We start from the raw sequence: 14,435 nt of genomic DNA on the forward strand, positions 1-14,435 counted from the left end.
ATGCGAATATTTGTTTACGGCAGTTTACGACGCAAACAAGGCAACAGCCACTGGATGACCAACGCCCAGTTGCTGGGCGCTCATAGTGTCGACGATTATCAGCTGTACAGCCTGGGCCACTATCCAGGCGCGGTGCCGGGCGAGGGCACAGTACATGGTGAAGTGTATCGTATCGACGCATCGACGCTGGCCGAGCTGGATGCGCTGCGCACCAAGGGCGGTGAATACGCGCGCCATCTGATCCAAACGCCTTACGGCAGCGCGTGGATGTATGTCTACCAGCGCTCCGTCGAGGGGTTTGCGCAGATTGAGAGCGGAAACTGGTTGGACAGAGACCAGTAATTGAAAACGGCAACGCCACCTTCGGGTGGCGTTGTTTTTTGGCCGTCTGAAACCAGAACAGGCCCATACAAAAACACCGCCCGGAGGCGGTGTTTTTTATGCTGGATAAACAGAATTACTTCTGTTTAGCGCGCTCGAAGGAAGCAACGATTTCAGCTTTAGCCGCTTCAGCGTTGTCCCAACCGTCGACTTTAACCCACTTGCCTTTTTCCAGATCTTTGTAGTGCTCGAAGAAGTGAGTGATCTGGGCTTTCAGCAGTTCCGGCAGGTCGTTCACATCTTTGATGTGATCGTATTCTTTGCTCAGCTTGGTGTGCGGTACCGCAACCAGCTTGGCATCTTCACCGGACTCGTCGGTCATTTTCAGTACGCCAACCGGACGGCAGCGGATAACTGAACCTGGTTCCAGCGGGTACGGGGTCGGGACCAGCACGTCAACCGGGTCGCCGTCCAGAGACAGGGTGTGGTTGATGTAGCCGTAGTTGCACGGATAGAACATCGCAGTGGACATGAAACGGTCAACAAACAGCGCGCCGCTCTCTTTGTCAACTTCGTATTTGATTGGGTCTGCGTTAGCTGGGATTTCGATAACGACGTAGATGTCTTCCGGCAGCTCTTTGCCCGCAGGTACGTTGAGTAAGCTCATGTCTGTTTCCTTTAAAAATGTTTGGCAAACAAGTGCCCGGTATTATAGCCAACTCACATCGAATGTCTTCGCTTCTTTTTGCCTTGATACAGGGGGAAGCGTCTGAATTTCTCTTCCTCAGATAACCCTAAAATCCATAAAGATAGCCACATTCTGAATAAATTTGTGTAACCGTTTTCAATGTCACAAGCCGCGGTTATCCAGAAGGCAAATTTTCGTCATTGGCGCAGGGCATGCCGTTGGGCGGGAAGCCTTATCGCCGCTCAGCTCAGACAAATTGCACCACTTAACATTTTATTTACTTTTTCGAAGTGTGATGTAACGCATTCAGTTACATAACGGATTGTCTATAGTTTGTTCGCAGGTGAGCATTTAACCAACAATAACCCTACGAGGAACATCTTATGTGGAAGCGCTTACTTCTCGTCACCGCGGTTTCGGCAGCTATGTCGTCTATGGCGATGGCCGCCAACCTGACCGTAGGATTTTCGCAGGTCGGCTCTGAATCGGGCTGGCGCGCGGCCGAAACGAATGTTGCTAAGGAAGAAGCGGCGAAGCGTGGTATCACCCTGAAGATTGCCGACGGTCAGCAAAAACAGGAAAACCAGATTAAAGCCGTGCGCTCGTTCATTGCCCAGGGCGTGGACGCGATCTTTATCGCGCCGGTGGTGGCGACCGGCTGGGAGCCGGTGCTAAAAGAAGCGAAAGAGGCCAATATCCCAGTGTTCCTCCTCGACCGTTCGATCGACGTTAAAGATAAGTCGCTGTATATGACCACCGTCACCGCCAACAACGTGCTGGAAGGCCAACTGATTGGCGACTGGTTGGTGAAAACCGTCGATGGCAAACCGTGTAACGTCGTAGAGCTACAGGGCACCGTGGGCGCCAGCGTCGCTATCGATCGTAAGAAAGGCTTCGCCGAGGCGATTGCCAAAGCGTCCAACATCAAGATTATCCGCTCGCAGTCCGGCGACTTCACCCGCAGTAAGGGGAAAGAGGTGATGGAGAGCTTTATCAAGGCGGAGAATAACGGCAAGAACATCTGCATGGTCTACGCCCATAACGATGACATGGTCATTGGCGCGATTCAGGCCATCAAAGAGGCCGGTCTGAAGCCGGGCAAAGATATCCTCACCGGGTCTATCGACGGCGTGCCGGATATCTATAAAGCCATGATCGCCGGCGAGGCGAATGCCAGCGTTGAGCTGACGCCGAATATGGCCGGTCCGGCGTTTGATGCGCTGGAAAAATACAAAAAAGACGGCACCCTGCCTGAGAAGCTGACCATTACCAAATCGACCCTTTACCTGCCGGATACGGCAAAAGAAGAGTTAGAGAAGAAAAAAAATATGGGTTACTGAGCCTTCATGAAAATGCCGGGGGCGCTACGCTTGCCCGGCCTACATTTCGCTCTTTTGTAGGCCGGATAAGCGCAGCGCCATCCGGCGTGATGCAGGGGGAACCATGACCAGCGACCAACACCAGGAGATCCTTCGTACCGAAGGACTCAGCAAATTCTTCCCCGGCGTGAAGGCGCTGGATAACGTCAATTTCAGCCTGCGGCGTGGCGAAATCATGGCCCTGCTGGGCGAAAACGGCGCCGGAAAATCGACGCTGATTAAAGCGCTTACCGGCGTGTATCATGCCGACCGCGGGGCGATTTGGCTGGAAGGGCAGCAAATATCGCCGAAAAACACCGCCCACGCTCAGCAGTTGGGTATCGGTACCGTCTACCAGGAAGTTAACCTGCTGCCGAATATGTCGGTGGCGGATAATTTGTTTATTGGTCGCGAGCCGAAGCGCTTTGGCCTGCTGCGGCGCAAAGAGATGGAAAAGCGCGCCACCGCGCTGATGGCCTCTTACGGCTTCTCGCTCGACGTGCGCGAACCGCTGAACCGTTTTTCGGTGGCGATGCAGCAAATCGTCGCCATCTGCCGGGCCATCGACCTGTCGGCGAAAGTGTTGATCCTCGATGAACCAACCGCCAGCCTGGACACTCAGGAAGTGGAGATGCTGTTCACCCTGATGCGCCAGCTGCGCGATAACGGCGTCAGCCTGATTTTCGTGACCCACTTTCTCGACCAGGTCTATGCCGTCAGCGACCGTATTACCGTGCTGCGCAACGGCAGCTTCGTCGGCTGTCGGGAGACCCGCGAGCTGCCGCAAATCGACCTGGTCAAAATGATGCTGGGGCGCGAGCTGGACCATCAGGCGCTGCAGCGCGCCGGGCGCACGCTGCTTAGCGATAAGCCGGTGGCGGCGTTTGAAGATTTTGGCAAGAAGGGCACGATTGCGCCGTTTACTCTGCAGGTGCGGCCGGGCGAGATCGTCGGCCTGGCCGGGCTGTTGGGATCCGGGCGCACCGAAACGGCGGAGGTCATTTTTGGCATCAAGCCCGCCGACAGCGGTAAAGCGTGGATCAAGGGCAAGCCGCAAACGCTGCGCTCGCCGCATCAGGCTTCCTGCCTCGGCATTGGCTTCTGTCCGGAAGATCGTAAAACTGACGGCATCATCGCCGCTGCTTCGGTGCGGGAAAATATCGTGCTGGCGCTGCAGGCGCAGCGCGGCTGGCTGCGGCCGATCCCGCGCCGTGAACAGCATGAGATCGCCGAACGTTTTATTCGCCAGCTCGGGATTCGCACTCCCAGCGCTGAACAACCGATCGAATTTCTCTCCGGCGGCAACCAGCAGAAGGTATTGCTGTCGCGCTGGCTGCTTACCAAACCCCAATTCCTGATCCTCGATGAGCCGACGCGCGGTATCGACGTCGGCGCCCACGCCGAGATTATTCGCCTGATAGAAACCCTCTGCGCCGATGGCCTGGCGCTGCTGGTTATCTCCTCCGAACTGGAAGAGCTGGTGGGCTACGCCGACCGGGTGATCATCATGCGCGATCGCCAGCAGGTGGCGGAAATCCCGCTTGCCGAGCTATCGGTCCCGGCGATCATGAACGCGATTGCGGCATAAGGAGCCCAGCATGATGCCCAGAACCGTACCACAAAGCGGACAGCCAAAACGGCGCTTTAGCTGGCCGAAAGGGATGCCGCAAATTATCGCTCTCCTGCTGGTATTAGCGGTGGATAGCCTGGTGGCGCCGCATTTCTTCCAGGTGCTGCTGCAGGATGGGCGGCTGTTTGGCAGCCCGATTGACATTCTCAACCGCGCGGCGCCGGTGGCGCTGCTGGCGATTGGCATGACGCTGGTCATCGCCACCGGCGGCATCGATCTGTCAGTCGGCGCGGTGATGGCTATCGCCGGGGCGACCGCCGCCTCAATGACCGTCGCCGGGCACAGCCTGCCGGTGGTGCTGCTCGCCGCATTGGGCGCAGGCGCGCTGGCCGGCCTGTGGAACGGCATTCTGGTGGCCGTGCTGAAGATCCAGCCTTTTGTGGCCACGCTTATCCTGATGGTCGCCGGGCGCGGCGTCGCGCAGCTGATTACCTCCGGGCAGATAGTCACCTTTGATTCACCGGCGCTTTCCTGGCTCGGCAGCGGCTCCCTGTTGCTGCTGCCGACGCCGGTGATTATTGCCGTCGCAACGCTACTGTTGTTCTGGCTGTTTACCCGCCGGACCGCGCTCGGCATGTTTATTGAGGCGGTGGGGATCAATATCCGTGCGGCAAAGAATGCCGGGGTGAATACCCGCATCGTGGTGATGCTGGCCTATGTACTAAGCGGTATTTGCGCGGCGATTGCCGGCATTATCGTGGCGGCGGATATCCGCGGCGCCGACGCCAACAACGCCGGATTGTGGCTGGAGCTGGACGCCATCCTGGCGGTGGTGATCGGCGGCGGTTCGCTAATGGGCGGGCGCTTTAATCTGCTGCTGTCGGTGGTGGGGGCGTTGATTATCCAGGGGATGAACACCGGGATTTTACTCTCCGGTTTCCCGCCGGAGCTCAACCAGGTGGTGAAAGCTGTGGTGGTGCTGTGCGTACTGATCGTTCAGTCGCCGCGCTTTATCGGTCTACTGAAAGGGGTACGCGGCCGTGATAAAACGTAATTTACCTTTGATGATCACCCTCGCGGTATTCGTGCTGGGTTATCTCTACTGCCTGACCCAGTTTCCGGGTTTTGCTTCGACGCGGGTGATTTGCAATATCCTGACCGATAACGCTTTCCTTGGGATCATCGCCGTCGGCATGACCTTCGTGATCCTCAGCGGCGGTATCGATCTGTCGGTCGGGTCGGTGATTGCCTTCACCGGCGTGTTTCTTGCCAAAGCGATCGGCTTTTGGGGGATCTCGCCGCTGCTGGCCTTTCCGCTGGTACTGGCCATGGGCTGCGCCTTCGGCGCGTTTATGGGATTGCTGATCGATGCGCTGAAAATTCCGGCATTTATCATCACCCTCGCCGGTATGTTTTTCCTGCGCGGCGTGAGCTATCTGGTCTCGGAAGAGTCGATTCCTATTAACCATCCGCTGTATGACACTCTGTCCGGGCTGGCGTGGACCATCCCCGGCGGCGGCCGCCTGAGCGCGATGGGGCTGCTGATGCTGCTGGTGGTGGTGCTGGGAATTTTCCTCGCCCATCGTACCCGCTTTGGCAACCAGGTTTATGCTATCGGCGGCAACGCCACGTCGGCCAATTTGATGGGCATTTCCACGCGTAGCACCACCATTCGCATCTATATGCTGTCGACCGGCCTGGCGACGCTTGCCGGCATTGTCTTCTCTATCTACACCCAGGCGGGCTACGCGCTGGCGGGCGTCGGCGTGGAACTAGATGCCATCGCTTCGGTGGTGATAGGCGGCACGCTGCTGAGCGGCGGCGTCGGAACGGTACTGGGGACGCTGTTCGGCGTGGCGATTCAGGGGCTTATTCAGACCTACATCAACTTTGACGGTACGCTCAGTTCATGGTGGACGAAGATTGCCATCGGCATTCTGCTGTTTATCTTCATTGCGCTGCAGCGCGGGCTGACGGTGCTGTGGGAAAATCGCCAGAATGCGGCGGTGACTCGCGTGGGTGGGGTGGTGAATCGCTGACAGGGAACTCCCTTCCCGCAGGGCGGGAAGGGAAGGCAGAAATTAAGCGTCCGGGAACTCTTTAATGAAGTTCTCGACGTCTTCTACCATGTGGTCGTTGCCGACGAAGAACGAACGGCGCTGGTGCAGGCTTTCCGGGATGATATCGAGAATACGCTCTTTACCATCGCTGGCTTTGCCGCCAGCCTGTTCCGCCAGCATCGCCATCGGGTTGCATTCGTACAGTAAACGCAGTTTACCTTGCGGGTGGCTGGCGGTGCTTGGATACAGGTAGATGCCGCCTTTCAGCAGATTACGGTGGAAGTCAGCCACCAGAGAACCGATATAGCGCGAGGTGTACGGGCGCTGGGTCTCTTTATCTTCTTCCTGACAGTACTTGATGTACTTCTTCACGCCCATCGGGAACTTGATGTAGTTGCCTTCGTTGATGGAGTAGGTTTTGCCTTTCTCCGGGAAGCGCATCCGCTCCTGGCTCAGGCAGAAGACGCCGAGTGACGGGTCGTAAGTAAAGGCGTGCACGCCGCAGCCGGTGGTGTAGACCAGCATGGTGGAGGAGCCGTAAACCACATAACCCGCGGCAACCTGTTTGTTACCCGGCTGCAGGAAGTCTTCTTCGGTGACCGGCGTACCGACCGGCGTGACGCGGCGGTAGATAGAAAAGATAGTCCCCACGGAGACGTTAACGTCAATGTTGGAGGAGCCATCCAGCGGATCCATCAGCACAACGTATTTGGCGTGTTCGCACCCTTCGAAGACCACGATTTCATCTTCTTCTTCCGAGGCGATACCGGCGACGATATCACGTGCGCGCAGTGCAGCTTTTAATTTTTCATTCGCGAACAGGTCCAGCTTCTGCTGAACTTCACCCTGAACGTTTTCCGCACCGCTGGCACCCAGGATATCGACCAGACCGGCCTTATTGATATCGCGGTGGATGATCTTGGCGCCCAGTTTTATTGCCGACAACAAAGCAGTCAGCTCACCGGTAGCGTGGGAGAACTCGTGCTGCTTTTCGACAATAAATTCACCTAACGTTTTCATAACTCGTTCCCTGCATTTTTATGTTGAGTAAAACGAACGCAACAATCTTAACAAATAATAAAAAAACTGCGCACAGGTGAATCGCGCCAGCAAATGCAGATTTGCCTGAAATGCATTTCTCAGGGGGCATACATATGGGTAAAATGCGGGTCAGATTAATGAGGGAAGTAACGAATGCGCATTCATATTTTAGGAATCTGTGGCACGTTTATGGGGGGGCTGGCAATGCTGGCACGTTCCCTCGGGCATCAAGTAACCGGCTCGGATGCTAACGTTTATCCGCCAATGAGCACCCTGCTGGAAAACCAGGGCATCGATCTGATTCAGGGCTACGACGCCAGCCAACTGGACCCGCAGCCGGACCTGGTGATTATTGGTAACGCCATGACCCGCGGTAATCCGTGCGTCGAAGCGGTGCTGGAAAACAACATTCCGTACATGTCCGGTCCGCAGTGGCTGCACGATTTCGTGCTGCGCGACCGCTGGGTGCTGGCCGTCGCCGGTACCCACGGTAAAACTACCACCGCCGGTATGGCGACGTGGATCCTCGAAGCCTGCGGCTATAAGCCGGGCTTCGTTATCGGCGGCGTACCGGGGAACTTCGAAGTTTCCGCACGCCTGGGCGATAGCCCGTTCTTCGTGATTGAAGCCGACGAATATGACTGCGCCTTCTTCGACAAGCGTTCTAAGTTCGTTCACTACTGCCCGCGCACGCTGATCCTCAATAACCTTGAGTTTGACCACGCGGATATCTTTGACGACCTGAAAGCGATTCAGAAACAGTTCCACCACCTGGTGCGCATCGTGCCGGGCAAAGGCAAGATTATTCTGCCGGAGAGCGACATCAACCTGAAGCAGGTGATGGCGATGGGCTGCTGGAGCGAACAGGAGCTGGTGGGCGAGCAGGGGCACTGGCAGGCGAAGAAACTCAACGCCGATGCCTCGCAGTGGGAAGTCCTGCTCGACGGCGAAAAGGTCGGCGAGGTGAACTGGGCGCTGGTCGGCGAGCATAATATGCATAACGGCCTGATGGCGATTGCCGCGGCGCGTCATGTCGGCGTGGTGCCGGCGGATGCCGCTAACGCGCTGGGCAGCTTTATCAACGCCCGTCGCCGCCTTGAGCTGCGCGGCGAAGCCAACGGCGTGACCGTCTACGACGATTTTGCCCACCATCCGACGGCCATTCTCGCGACGCTGCAGGCGCTGCGCGGCAAAGTCGGCGGCACCGCGCGTATTCTGGCGGTGCTGGAGCCACGTTCCAACACCATGAAAATGGGCGTCTGTAAAGACGATCTGGCGCCGTCTCTGGGCCGCGCCGATGAAGTCTTCCTGCTACAGCCGCAGCATATCCCATGGCAGGTGGCGGAAGTGGCGGAAGCCTGCGTACAGCCGGCGCACTGGAGCGCCGACGTCGATACGCTGGTGGATATGATCGTGAAAACCGCGCATCCGGGTGACCATATTCTGGTGATGAGTAACGGCGGCTTTGGCGGCATTCATCAGAAGCTGCTGGATAAACTGGCGCAAAAAGCGGCCGCGGCAGAGTAAACGCGAACGCTTCCGGTTACTGCCCTCCGCGTGAGGGCAGTTTTGTTTTCGCCACCAGGGATTGTGTGATGCTGACCTGTGAAAGAGTACTTTCTACCGATTCGCCCCATTTCGCCGCGCTTGACGCGCTGTACGCCCGCGCCTTTCCATGGCACGAACAGCGCGAAAGCGACGCCAAACTTCAGGCGCTGAGCAACCCGCACTATGCGCTGGAAGCGTGGTTTGATGACGGGGGATTTATTGGCCTGAGCGGCTGCTGGCAGTTTGCCGGTTATAGCTATATCGAACATCTGGCGATTGACGACACCCTGCGTTCGCGCGGCTATGGCAAACAGCTGCTGGCGCAGATCCTGACGCGTGCGCCGCTGACTATTCTGGAAATCGATCCGCTCACCAGCGAAATCGCCCATAAGCGGCTGCGTTTTTATCAGTCGATGGGATTCCATGCCAATACCTGGGCGCACCGCCATCCGACCTATCATCAAGGGATCGACGATCATGAACTGCTGGTATTGAGCTATCCGCAACCGATTGATGCGGCGCAGTATCAGCAGTTTGCCGAGGATTTAGGGCGTGAGGTGATGGGGTAGCCCGGATAAGGCGCAACGCGCCGCCATCCGGGAGATGGCGGTTAGCGTGGGGACTAGCCTTCGTTTTCGGCCAGTTCGCGCAGATACTGGAAGATCAGGCGCGCGGATTTCGGCGGCTTGTTGCCTTCTTTCTCTTTCTTGGCATTGCGGATCAGTGAGCGCAGCTGCTGACGGTCAGCGTCTGGCCACAGGTTCAATACCTCTACGACAGCATCATCGCCATTATCAATCAGGCGATCGCGGATTTGTTCCAGCTTATGGAACAGCGCAACCTGCTGGTTGTGACGGTTCTTCAGCTTATCCAGCGCCTGGCGAATCGGATCGACGTCGCGGTTACGCAGCATTTTACCAATCAGCTGCAGCTGGCGGCGGCGGCCTTCTTTCTTGATACGCTGGGCGAGTTCAATGGCGTCGCGCAGGTCGGTATCGAGCGGCAGCTTATCCAGCGCGTTCTTACCAAGGTCTACCATTTCCGCGCCAAGACGCTTCAGTTCTTCCGCATCGCGCTTAATTTCACTCTTGCTGACCCAGATAATTTCATCATCTTCATCTTCAACGTCATCACCGGGCACGTCGTCGAGCCAGTCTTCGGGCTGCTTTGTCATCTCAGGCTCCTTAAAAAAGAGGCTAATGTTACCAGTTAAGGCGCGCACTGAAAAACGGTTCTCTGTTAGACTTCAGTTAACTCCTTCTTACATTATGGCATTAGCAATGAAAGTCATCTCTCAAGTTGCACAGCAGCGTAAGACGCTGGAAGAAGCCGTTAGTACGGCACTGGAACTGGCGGCAGGCAAATCCGACGGTGCGGAAGTCTCCGTCAGCAAGACCACCGGCATCGGCGTCAGCACCCGCTACGGTGAGGTGGAGAATGTTGAATTCAATAGCGACGGCGCGCTCGGCATCACCGTTTATCATCAAAACCGTAAAGGCAGCGCCTCTTCGACCGACCTGAGCCCGGACGCTATCGCCCGTACCGTGCAGGCGGCGCTGGATATCGCGCGTTACACCTCGCCGGACCCGTTTGCCGGCGTGGCGGATAAAGAACTGCTGGCCTTTGACGCCCCGGATCTGGACCTGTTCCATCCGGCGGAGGTCTCCCCCGATGAAGCCATCGAGCTGGCGGCCCGCGCCGAGCAGGCCGCCCTGCAGGCCGACAAACGTATCACCAATACCGAAGGCGGCAGCTTCAACAGCCACTATGGAATTAAAGTGTTCGGTAACAGCTATGGCATGCTCCAGAGCTATTGCTCTACCCGCCACTCGCTCTCCAGCTGCGTGATTGCCGAAGAAAACGGCGATATGGAACGCGACTACGCCTACACCATTGGCCGCGCCCTTGGCGATTTACAGACCCCGGAGTGGGTCGGCAACGAATGCGCCCGCCGCACTTTGTCGCGCCTGGCGCCGCGTAAGCTGTCGACGATGAAAGCGCCGGTTATCTTCGCCAACGAAGTGGCTACCGGGCTGTTTGGCCACCTGGTTGGGGCGATCGCCGGCGGCGCGGTCTACCGTAAATCGACCTTCCTCCTCGACTCCCTCGGCAAACAGATCCTGCCGGAGTGGCTGACCATCGAAGAACATCCGCATCTGCTGAAGGGGCTGGCTTCCACGCCGTTCGACAGCGAAGGCGTGCGCACCGAACGTCGCGACATCATCAAAGACGGCGTGCTGACCCAGTGGCTGCTGACTAACTACTCCGCGCGCAAGCTGGGTATGAAAAGCACAGGCCACGCCGGCGGCATCCATAACTGGCGCATCAACGGCCGCGGCCTGAGTTTTGCAAAGATGCTTAAAGAGATGGGCACCGGGCTTGTGGTCACCGAATTGATGGGGCAGGGTGTCAGTGGCGTGACCGGCGACTACTCGCGCGGCGCATCCGGTTTCTGGGTAGAAAACGGCGAGATTCAGTATCCGGTCAGTGAGATCACCATCGCCGGAAATCTGAAAGAAATGTGGCGTAATATTGTCACCGTCGGCGACGATATCGAAACGCGCAGCAATATTCAGTGTGGTTCCGTGCTGCTGCCGGAGATGAAAATCGCCGGTCAATGACCTGTGTGCCGGGCGCGTCCTGCCGCGCCCGCTTGATATCTTCATAATAAAAAGGAAGTGAGCAATGCGTAAAAAACTGTTAGCGATGCTGGCCGTCTCTGCTTTTGCGCTCGGTTCGGCATCGGCGTTCGCCGACCTTGGCGAAGACATGGACACCCTTGCGGAAAACCTGCAGGTGGTACAGAAAACCTCAGACATTGGCGAGCTGAAAGCGGCGCTGAATAAGATGCGTACCGCTGCGGTTGACGCCCAGAAAGAGACGCCGCCAAAACTGGAAGGCAAAGCGGCCGATAGCCCGGAGATGAAAGATTTCCGCCACGGTCTGGAGACGTTGGTCGGCCAGATCGACGGCGCGCTGAAGTTAGCTGACGCCGGTAAGCTGAAAGAGGCGCAGGCCGCCGCGGAGGACTTCAAAACTACCCGCAATACCTACCATAAGAAGTATCGCTAATCGCCGTTTTCGGGAGGCGTCAGCCGATGTCTCCCGCCTAAAAACCTACCTGTATCACATTTTTCCCTTTTCTTTTTCCGGTCTTTTTCCGCTCAACCTCGAGCATTGTTGTGATGCGTATCACGTCATATCGCCTGTTTTTACATTTATCCGGTGAATATGTGGAGTCGATCACCTAAGCCTTCTCCCTTTCCACTTCGAAGTGGAAAACAACTCGCTACAAACTCCTGACCCCCGGCGCTACTTTGGATTCCAGAGACATCAGCGGGGTAACACAAGTGAATAACGGAGCGGTAATAAACGACGTAGGGGAGCAGGCGGCGCAGACCGAACGCCTGGCTGACAAGATGTTACAGCAGGTCTTCGCCCTGTTAAGCCGTCACGACATCGTCCCTAACGACGTTCAGGAGCAAATGCTGACTTCCCACGTGCGGGCCATGGCCCACCGGTCAATCAGCGGCGAACCGCTACCGGAAGTGGATGCCAGTCTGTTCGAAGAAATTTCTGAAGATTCAATGATGCTGGCCCGCGAAGTGGTCGCGCAGTTCGGCAACCTGCCTGATGAAGAGGCCTGGTTGCTGTCCGTCCACTTCGAAGTCGCAAAAGAAAACCTGTAAGGAGCAAAACATGGAACAAATCACCGTAGTTATTGGCGACCGTCTGGGTAAAGGACAAAAAGTCGCGGCAGGCGCAGAAAAAGCCGGCGCACGTGCAGTGGTCGTCCCTGGCGTTGCTGCAGACATGAAACTTGGCGACATGATGAAAGCGGAAAACGCCTCTTTCGGCATATCCTTCTGCGGCAGCGGCGGCGCAGGCGCGATCACCGCGCAGACCAAGTACGGCTACAAAGCAAAATACGGCATGCGTTCTATTGAAGAGGGCGTCACCGCCATCAACGAAGGCTGCAACGTGCTGGGCTTCGGCTTCATGGATAAAGAAGAGCTGGGCGAGCGTCTGGTTGAAGCCTGGAAAAAGAAATACGGCGCATAAGTATGAAAGAGCAATTCACCACCACGGTGAGGGTTGCAGGCAAAGGCGAAAGCAAATCACGGGCCTTCGCCGATGCCCTGAACCATGTGCAGGCTGCGGTGATGAAGTCATCATCGCGCATCCTACTGCGTATTGAGCCACAGGACGTGACGGTTGTTCATGCGCGCGAAGCGGTACGAAAAGAGGCGTTTCTGTTCATCTTTTTGCGCCGTGAACGACGGACCTACAGCGTGGAGCTGGACGTCACCGTCAACGTGACCGCCATCGATCTCGATAAAGTGGATTTCGTCACGCAAACCTGATTGTTACCAAAGGGTCAGATTATGTTCCTGATAATTTTAATAAAATCGCTCATCATCGGCGGCCTGGTCGGCGTCGGCGTGGGCGCCGGAGCGGCACGCATGTTTCACGCGCCCACCACGCAAGGGATGGGCGCGTTTCGTACCTTGGGCGAGCTGAATTCCTGCGAAGGCGATCCAGCTTCTCACTTCTCTTTTGGTCTCGGCTTCTTCTTTAACGCCTGGGCCTCTTCCGTTGCAGCAGGCTCCTTCACCCAGGACGTTGACCACCGCATTATCCCGAACTGGGGCGCGGCGGCGTTGATGGTGAAAAATCGTAACGTTGGCGAAACGCTACACGATCCGAAAAAAATGGCGATTGCCTGCGGCATCATCGGCATGATCGTCGTCGCCTTCCTTAACCTGACCGCCTCTTCCGTACCGGAAGCGCTGCAGGTCACCGCCGTTAAGGTATTGGTTCCGGCGGCAAACCTGCTGGTGAACACCGTGATGCCGGTGATTTTCTGGCTGGCGGCTATTGATGCCGGTAAGAAATCAGGCTTCTGGGCGACGATTTTCGGCGGCGCGGCGCAGCTGATTATGGGTAACGCCGTACCGGGTCTGGTACTGGGGATCCTGATCGGTAAAGGCGTAGAAGAGAGCGGCTGGAACCGGGTAACCAAAGTGATGATGATCGCCATTGTCGCGCTGTTTGTCCTCAGCGGCTTCTTCCGCGGCTTCGACATGAAGATGCTCGAATCCTTCCATCTGACCGTGCCGAACTGGCTGGACATGATCCACAACTCACTCAGCGGCAAGTAACGGGAGCCTGATAATGGAACAGAATAAAGGTTTTTGGTATGCCGACTGGTCGTTCCCGATCTTTGTTGGCCTGCTCTCCTCCGGCGTCTTCGCCGGGACGCACATGTACTATCTGTACGGCATCGGCGCCTTTAACGAAGTGGCCTTCGTGGCGATGTTGAAGGCAGGGATTGATACCGGCGCGTACGGCGCGGTGGCGGCATTCGGCGCGAGCTTCCTGTTCGCCCGCATCATCGAAGGTTCGCTGGTGGGGATTCTGGATATCGGCGGCGCCATTCAGACCGGTATCGGCCTCGGCGTACCGGCGCTGCTGCTCGGCGCGGGCTTTGTCTTCCCGGTGGCGAACTTCGCCGCGTCGCTGGCAACCGGCCTGATCCTCGGCCTGGCGGTCGGCTACATCATCATTCTGGCGCGTAAGTTCACCATCAACCAGAGCGACTCCACCTACGGCGCTGACGTGATGATGGGGGCCGGTAACGCCTCCGGCCGCTTCCTCGGTCCATTGATCATCCTCAGCGCGATGACGGCGTCTATTCCTATTGGGATTGGTTCTTTGGTTGGCGCACTGCTGTTCTACATCTGGCAGAAACCGATCACCGGCGGCGCCATCCTCGGCGCGATGATCCTCGGTTCCATCTTCCCGATTGCGATTAGCTAATTGCCCGATGGCGCTGCGCTTATTGGCCT

Annotated in this window: 17 protein-coding genes; 14 read left to right on the forward strand and 3 right to left on the reverse strand. The window is 57.1% G+C overall.

Annotation, left to right across the window (positions count from 1 at the left end; translation table 11 throughout):
- On the forward strand, positions 1-342 hold the full coding sequence (locus tag PGR79_RS19820; protein ID WP_015704194.1) for a gamma-glutamylcyclotransferase family protein: 342 nt from the start codon (positions 1-3) through the stop codon (positions 340-342).
- A gap of 115 nt (positions 343-457) precedes the next feature.
- Here PGR79_RS19820 and ppa read toward each other — a convergent pair whose 3' ends face one another.
- A complete protein-coding gene (gene ppa / locus PGR79_RS19825; protein WP_087858319.1) occupies positions 458-988 on the reverse strand; it encodes an inorganic diphosphatase in 531 nt (176 codons plus the stop codon).
- 404 nt (positions 989-1,392) lie between these two features.
- On the opposite strand from ppa, the gene ytfQ reads away from it, so the two are divergent.
- The 4 genes from ytfQ (at position 1,393) to yjfF (ending at position 5,976) form a co-directional block, all read left to right on the forward strand.
- Positions 1,393-2,349, forward strand: a complete 957-nt coding sequence (gene ytfQ / locus PGR79_RS19830) for a galactofuranose ABC transporter, galactofuranose-binding protein YtfQ (RefSeq protein ID WP_020079801.1) — start codon at positions 1,393-1,395, stop codon at positions 2,347-2,349.
- 103 nt (positions 2,350-2,452) lie between these two features.
- Complete coding sequence (ytfR, locus tag PGR79_RS19835) at positions 2,453-3,955, forward strand: galactofuranose ABC transporter, ATP-binding protein YtfR (RefSeq protein WP_430922341.1); 1,503 nt, start codon at positions 2,453-2,455, stop codon at positions 3,953-3,955.
- Between the two features lie 10 nt (positions 3,956-3,965).
- Positions 3,966-4,991: a galactofuranose ABC transporter, ATP-binding protein YtfT gene (gene ytfT / locus PGR79_RS19840; RefSeq protein ID WP_015704197.1), complete on the forward strand. Its 1,026-nt coding sequence runs from the start codon at positions 3,966-3,968 to the stop codon at positions 4,989-4,991.
- Positions 4,978-5,976 carry a galactofuranose ABC transporter, permease protein YjfF gene (gene yjfF, locus PGR79_RS19845; protein WP_430922343.1) on the forward strand — a complete coding sequence of 333 codons (999 nt, stop codon included), beginning with the start codon at positions 4,978-4,980 and terminating at the stop codon, positions 5,974-5,976. The genes ytfT and yjfF overlap by 14 nt, the downstream gene beginning before the upstream one ends.
- Before the next feature lie 42 nt (positions 5,977-6,018).
- Here the strand turns inward: yjfF and fbp are convergent, their stop codons facing one another.
- The gene (gene fbp, locus PGR79_RS19850) at positions 6,019-7,017 is read right to left on the reverse strand and encodes a class 1 fructose-bisphosphatase (RefSeq protein ID WP_015368583.1); all 999 of its coding nucleotides are present in this window, start codon (positions 7,015-7,017) and stop codon (positions 6,019-6,021) included.
- A 174-nt stretch (positions 7,018-7,191) separates the two neighbouring features.
- On the opposite strand from fbp, the gene mpl reads away from it, so the two are divergent.
- Together mpl and PGR79_RS19860 are read left to right on the forward strand one after the other, a co-directional pair.
- Positions 7,192-8,565 carry a UDP-N-acetylmuramate:L-alanyl-gamma-D-glutamyl-meso-diaminopimelate ligase gene (gene mpl, locus PGR79_RS19855; RefSeq protein WP_087858324.1) on the forward strand — a complete coding sequence of 458 codons (1,374 nt, stop codon included), beginning with the start codon at positions 7,192-7,194 and terminating at the stop codon, positions 8,563-8,565.
- A 68-nt stretch (positions 8,566-8,633) separates the two neighbouring features.
- Positions 8,634-9,155: a GNAT family N-acetyltransferase gene (locus PGR79_RS19860; protein ID WP_430922345.1), complete on the forward strand. Its 522-nt coding sequence runs from the start codon at positions 8,634-8,636 to the stop codon at positions 9,153-9,155.
- A 53-nt stretch (positions 9,156-9,208) separates the two neighbouring features.
- Here the strand turns inward: PGR79_RS19860 and yjgA are convergent, their stop codons facing one another.
- Positions 9,209-9,760: a ribosome biogenesis factor YjgA gene (gene yjgA / locus PGR79_RS19865; RefSeq protein ID WP_015368580.1), complete on the reverse strand. Its 552-nt coding sequence runs from the start codon at positions 9,758-9,760 to the stop codon at positions 9,209-9,211.
- 94 nt (positions 9,761-9,854) lie between these two features.
- Here yjgA and pmbA point away from each other — a divergent pair, with 94 nt between their 5' ends.
- From pmbA to PGR79_RS19900, 7 genes are all read left to right on the forward strand, one after another.
- Entirely contained in the window at positions 9,855-11,207 is a 1,353-nt protein-coding gene (pmbA, locus tag PGR79_RS19870; RefSeq protein ID WP_045360325.1) for a metalloprotease PmbA, read from the forward strand.
- A 64-nt stretch (positions 11,208-11,271) separates the two neighbouring features.
- Positions 11,272-11,658, forward strand: a complete 387-nt coding sequence (gene cybC, locus PGR79_RS19875; RefSeq protein WP_015368578.1) for a cytochrome b562 — start codon at positions 11,272-11,274, stop codon at positions 11,656-11,658.
- A 278-nt stretch (positions 11,659-11,936) separates the two neighbouring features.
- Complete coding sequence (locus PGR79_RS19880) at positions 11,937-12,275, forward strand: PRD domain-containing protein (RefSeq protein ID WP_015368577.1); 339 nt, start codon at positions 11,937-11,939, stop codon at positions 12,273-12,275.
- Positions 12,276-12,285: 10 nt separating this feature from the next.
- A complete protein-coding gene (locus tag PGR79_RS19885) occupies positions 12,286-12,648 on the forward strand; it encodes an SFCGS family glycine-rich protein (RefSeq protein ID WP_015368576.1) in 363 nt (120 codons plus the stop codon).
- Between the two features lie 2 nt (positions 12,649-12,650).
- Positions 12,651-12,950 carry a DUF4312 family protein gene (locus tag PGR79_RS19890; protein ID WP_015368575.1) on the forward strand — a complete coding sequence of 100 codons (300 nt, stop codon included), beginning with the start codon at positions 12,651-12,653 and terminating at the stop codon, positions 12,948-12,950.
- A 21-nt stretch (positions 12,951-12,971) separates the two neighbouring features.
- Complete coding sequence (locus tag PGR79_RS19895; RefSeq protein WP_015368574.1) at positions 12,972-13,748, forward strand: DUF4311 domain-containing protein; 777 nt, start codon at positions 12,972-12,974, stop codon at positions 13,746-13,748.
- A 13-nt stretch (positions 13,749-13,761) separates the two neighbouring features.
- On the forward strand, positions 13,762-14,406 hold the full coding sequence (locus PGR79_RS19900) for a DUF4310 family protein (protein WP_015368573.1): 645 nt from the start codon (positions 13,762-13,764) through the stop codon (positions 14,404-14,406).
- The last annotated feature ends 29 nt before the right edge of the window (positions 14,407-14,435 follow it).

Source organism: Klebsiella sp. 141161, assembly GCF_050600815.1.
GTDB classification, from domain to species: domain Bacteria; phylum Pseudomonadota; class Gammaproteobacteria; order Enterobacterales; family Enterobacteriaceae; genus Klebsiella; species Klebsiella aerogenes.

Excerpts from the sequence above, each read along its gene's own strand:
- PGR79_RS19820 (WP_015704194.1), top strand. The coding sequence starts at position 1 with ATGCGAATATTTGTTTACGGCAGTTTACGACGCAAACAAGGCAACAGC.
- ppa (WP_087858319.1), bottom strand. The coding sequence starts at position 988 with ATGAGCTTACTCAACGTACCTGCGGGCAAAGAGCTGCCGGAAGACATC.
- ytfQ (WP_020079801.1), top strand. The coding sequence starts at position 1,393 with ATGTGGAAGCGCTTACTTCTCGTCACCGCGGTTTCGGCAGCTATGTCG.
- ytfR (WP_430922341.1), top strand. The coding sequence starts at position 2,453 with ATGACCAGCGACCAACACCAGGAGATCCTTCGTACCGAAGGACTCAGC.
- ytfT (WP_015704197.1), top strand. The coding sequence starts at position 3,966 with ATGATGCCCAGAACCGTACCACAAAGCGGACAGCCAAAACGGCGCTTT.
- fbp (WP_015368583.1), bottom strand. The coding sequence starts at position 7,017 with ATGAAAACGTTAGGTGAATTTATTGTCGAAAAGCAGCACGAGTTCTCC.
- mpl (WP_087858324.1), top strand. The coding sequence starts at position 7,192 with ATGCGCATTCATATTTTAGGAATCTGTGGCACGTTTATGGGGGGGCTG.
- PGR79_RS19860 (WP_430922345.1), top strand. The coding sequence starts at position 8,634 with ATGCTGACCTGTGAAAGAGTACTTTCTACCGATTCGCCCCATTTCGCC.
- yjgA (WP_015368580.1), bottom strand. The coding sequence starts at position 9,760 with ATGACAAAGCAGCCCGAAGACTGGCTCGACGACGTGCCCGGTGATGAC.
- pmbA (WP_045360325.1), top strand. The coding sequence starts at position 9,855 with ATGGCATTAGCAATGAAAGTCATCTCTCAAGTTGCACAGCAGCGTAAG.
- cybC (WP_015368578.1), top strand. The coding sequence starts at position 11,272 with ATGCGTAAAAAACTGTTAGCGATGCTGGCCGTCTCTGCTTTTGCGCTC.
- PGR79_RS19885 (WP_015368576.1), top strand. The coding sequence starts at position 12,286 with ATGGAACAAATCACCGTAGTTATTGGCGACCGTCTGGGTAAAGGACAA.
- PGR79_RS19890 (WP_015368575.1), top strand. The coding sequence starts at position 12,651 with ATGAAAGAGCAATTCACCACCACGGTGAGGGTTGCAGGCAAAGGCGAA.
- PGR79_RS19895 (WP_015368574.1), top strand. The coding sequence starts at position 12,972 with ATGTTCCTGATAATTTTAATAAAATCGCTCATCATCGGCGGCCTGGTC.
- PGR79_RS19900 (WP_015368573.1), top strand. The coding sequence starts at position 13,762 with ATGGAACAGAATAAAGGTTTTTGGTATGCCGACTGGTCGTTCCCGATC.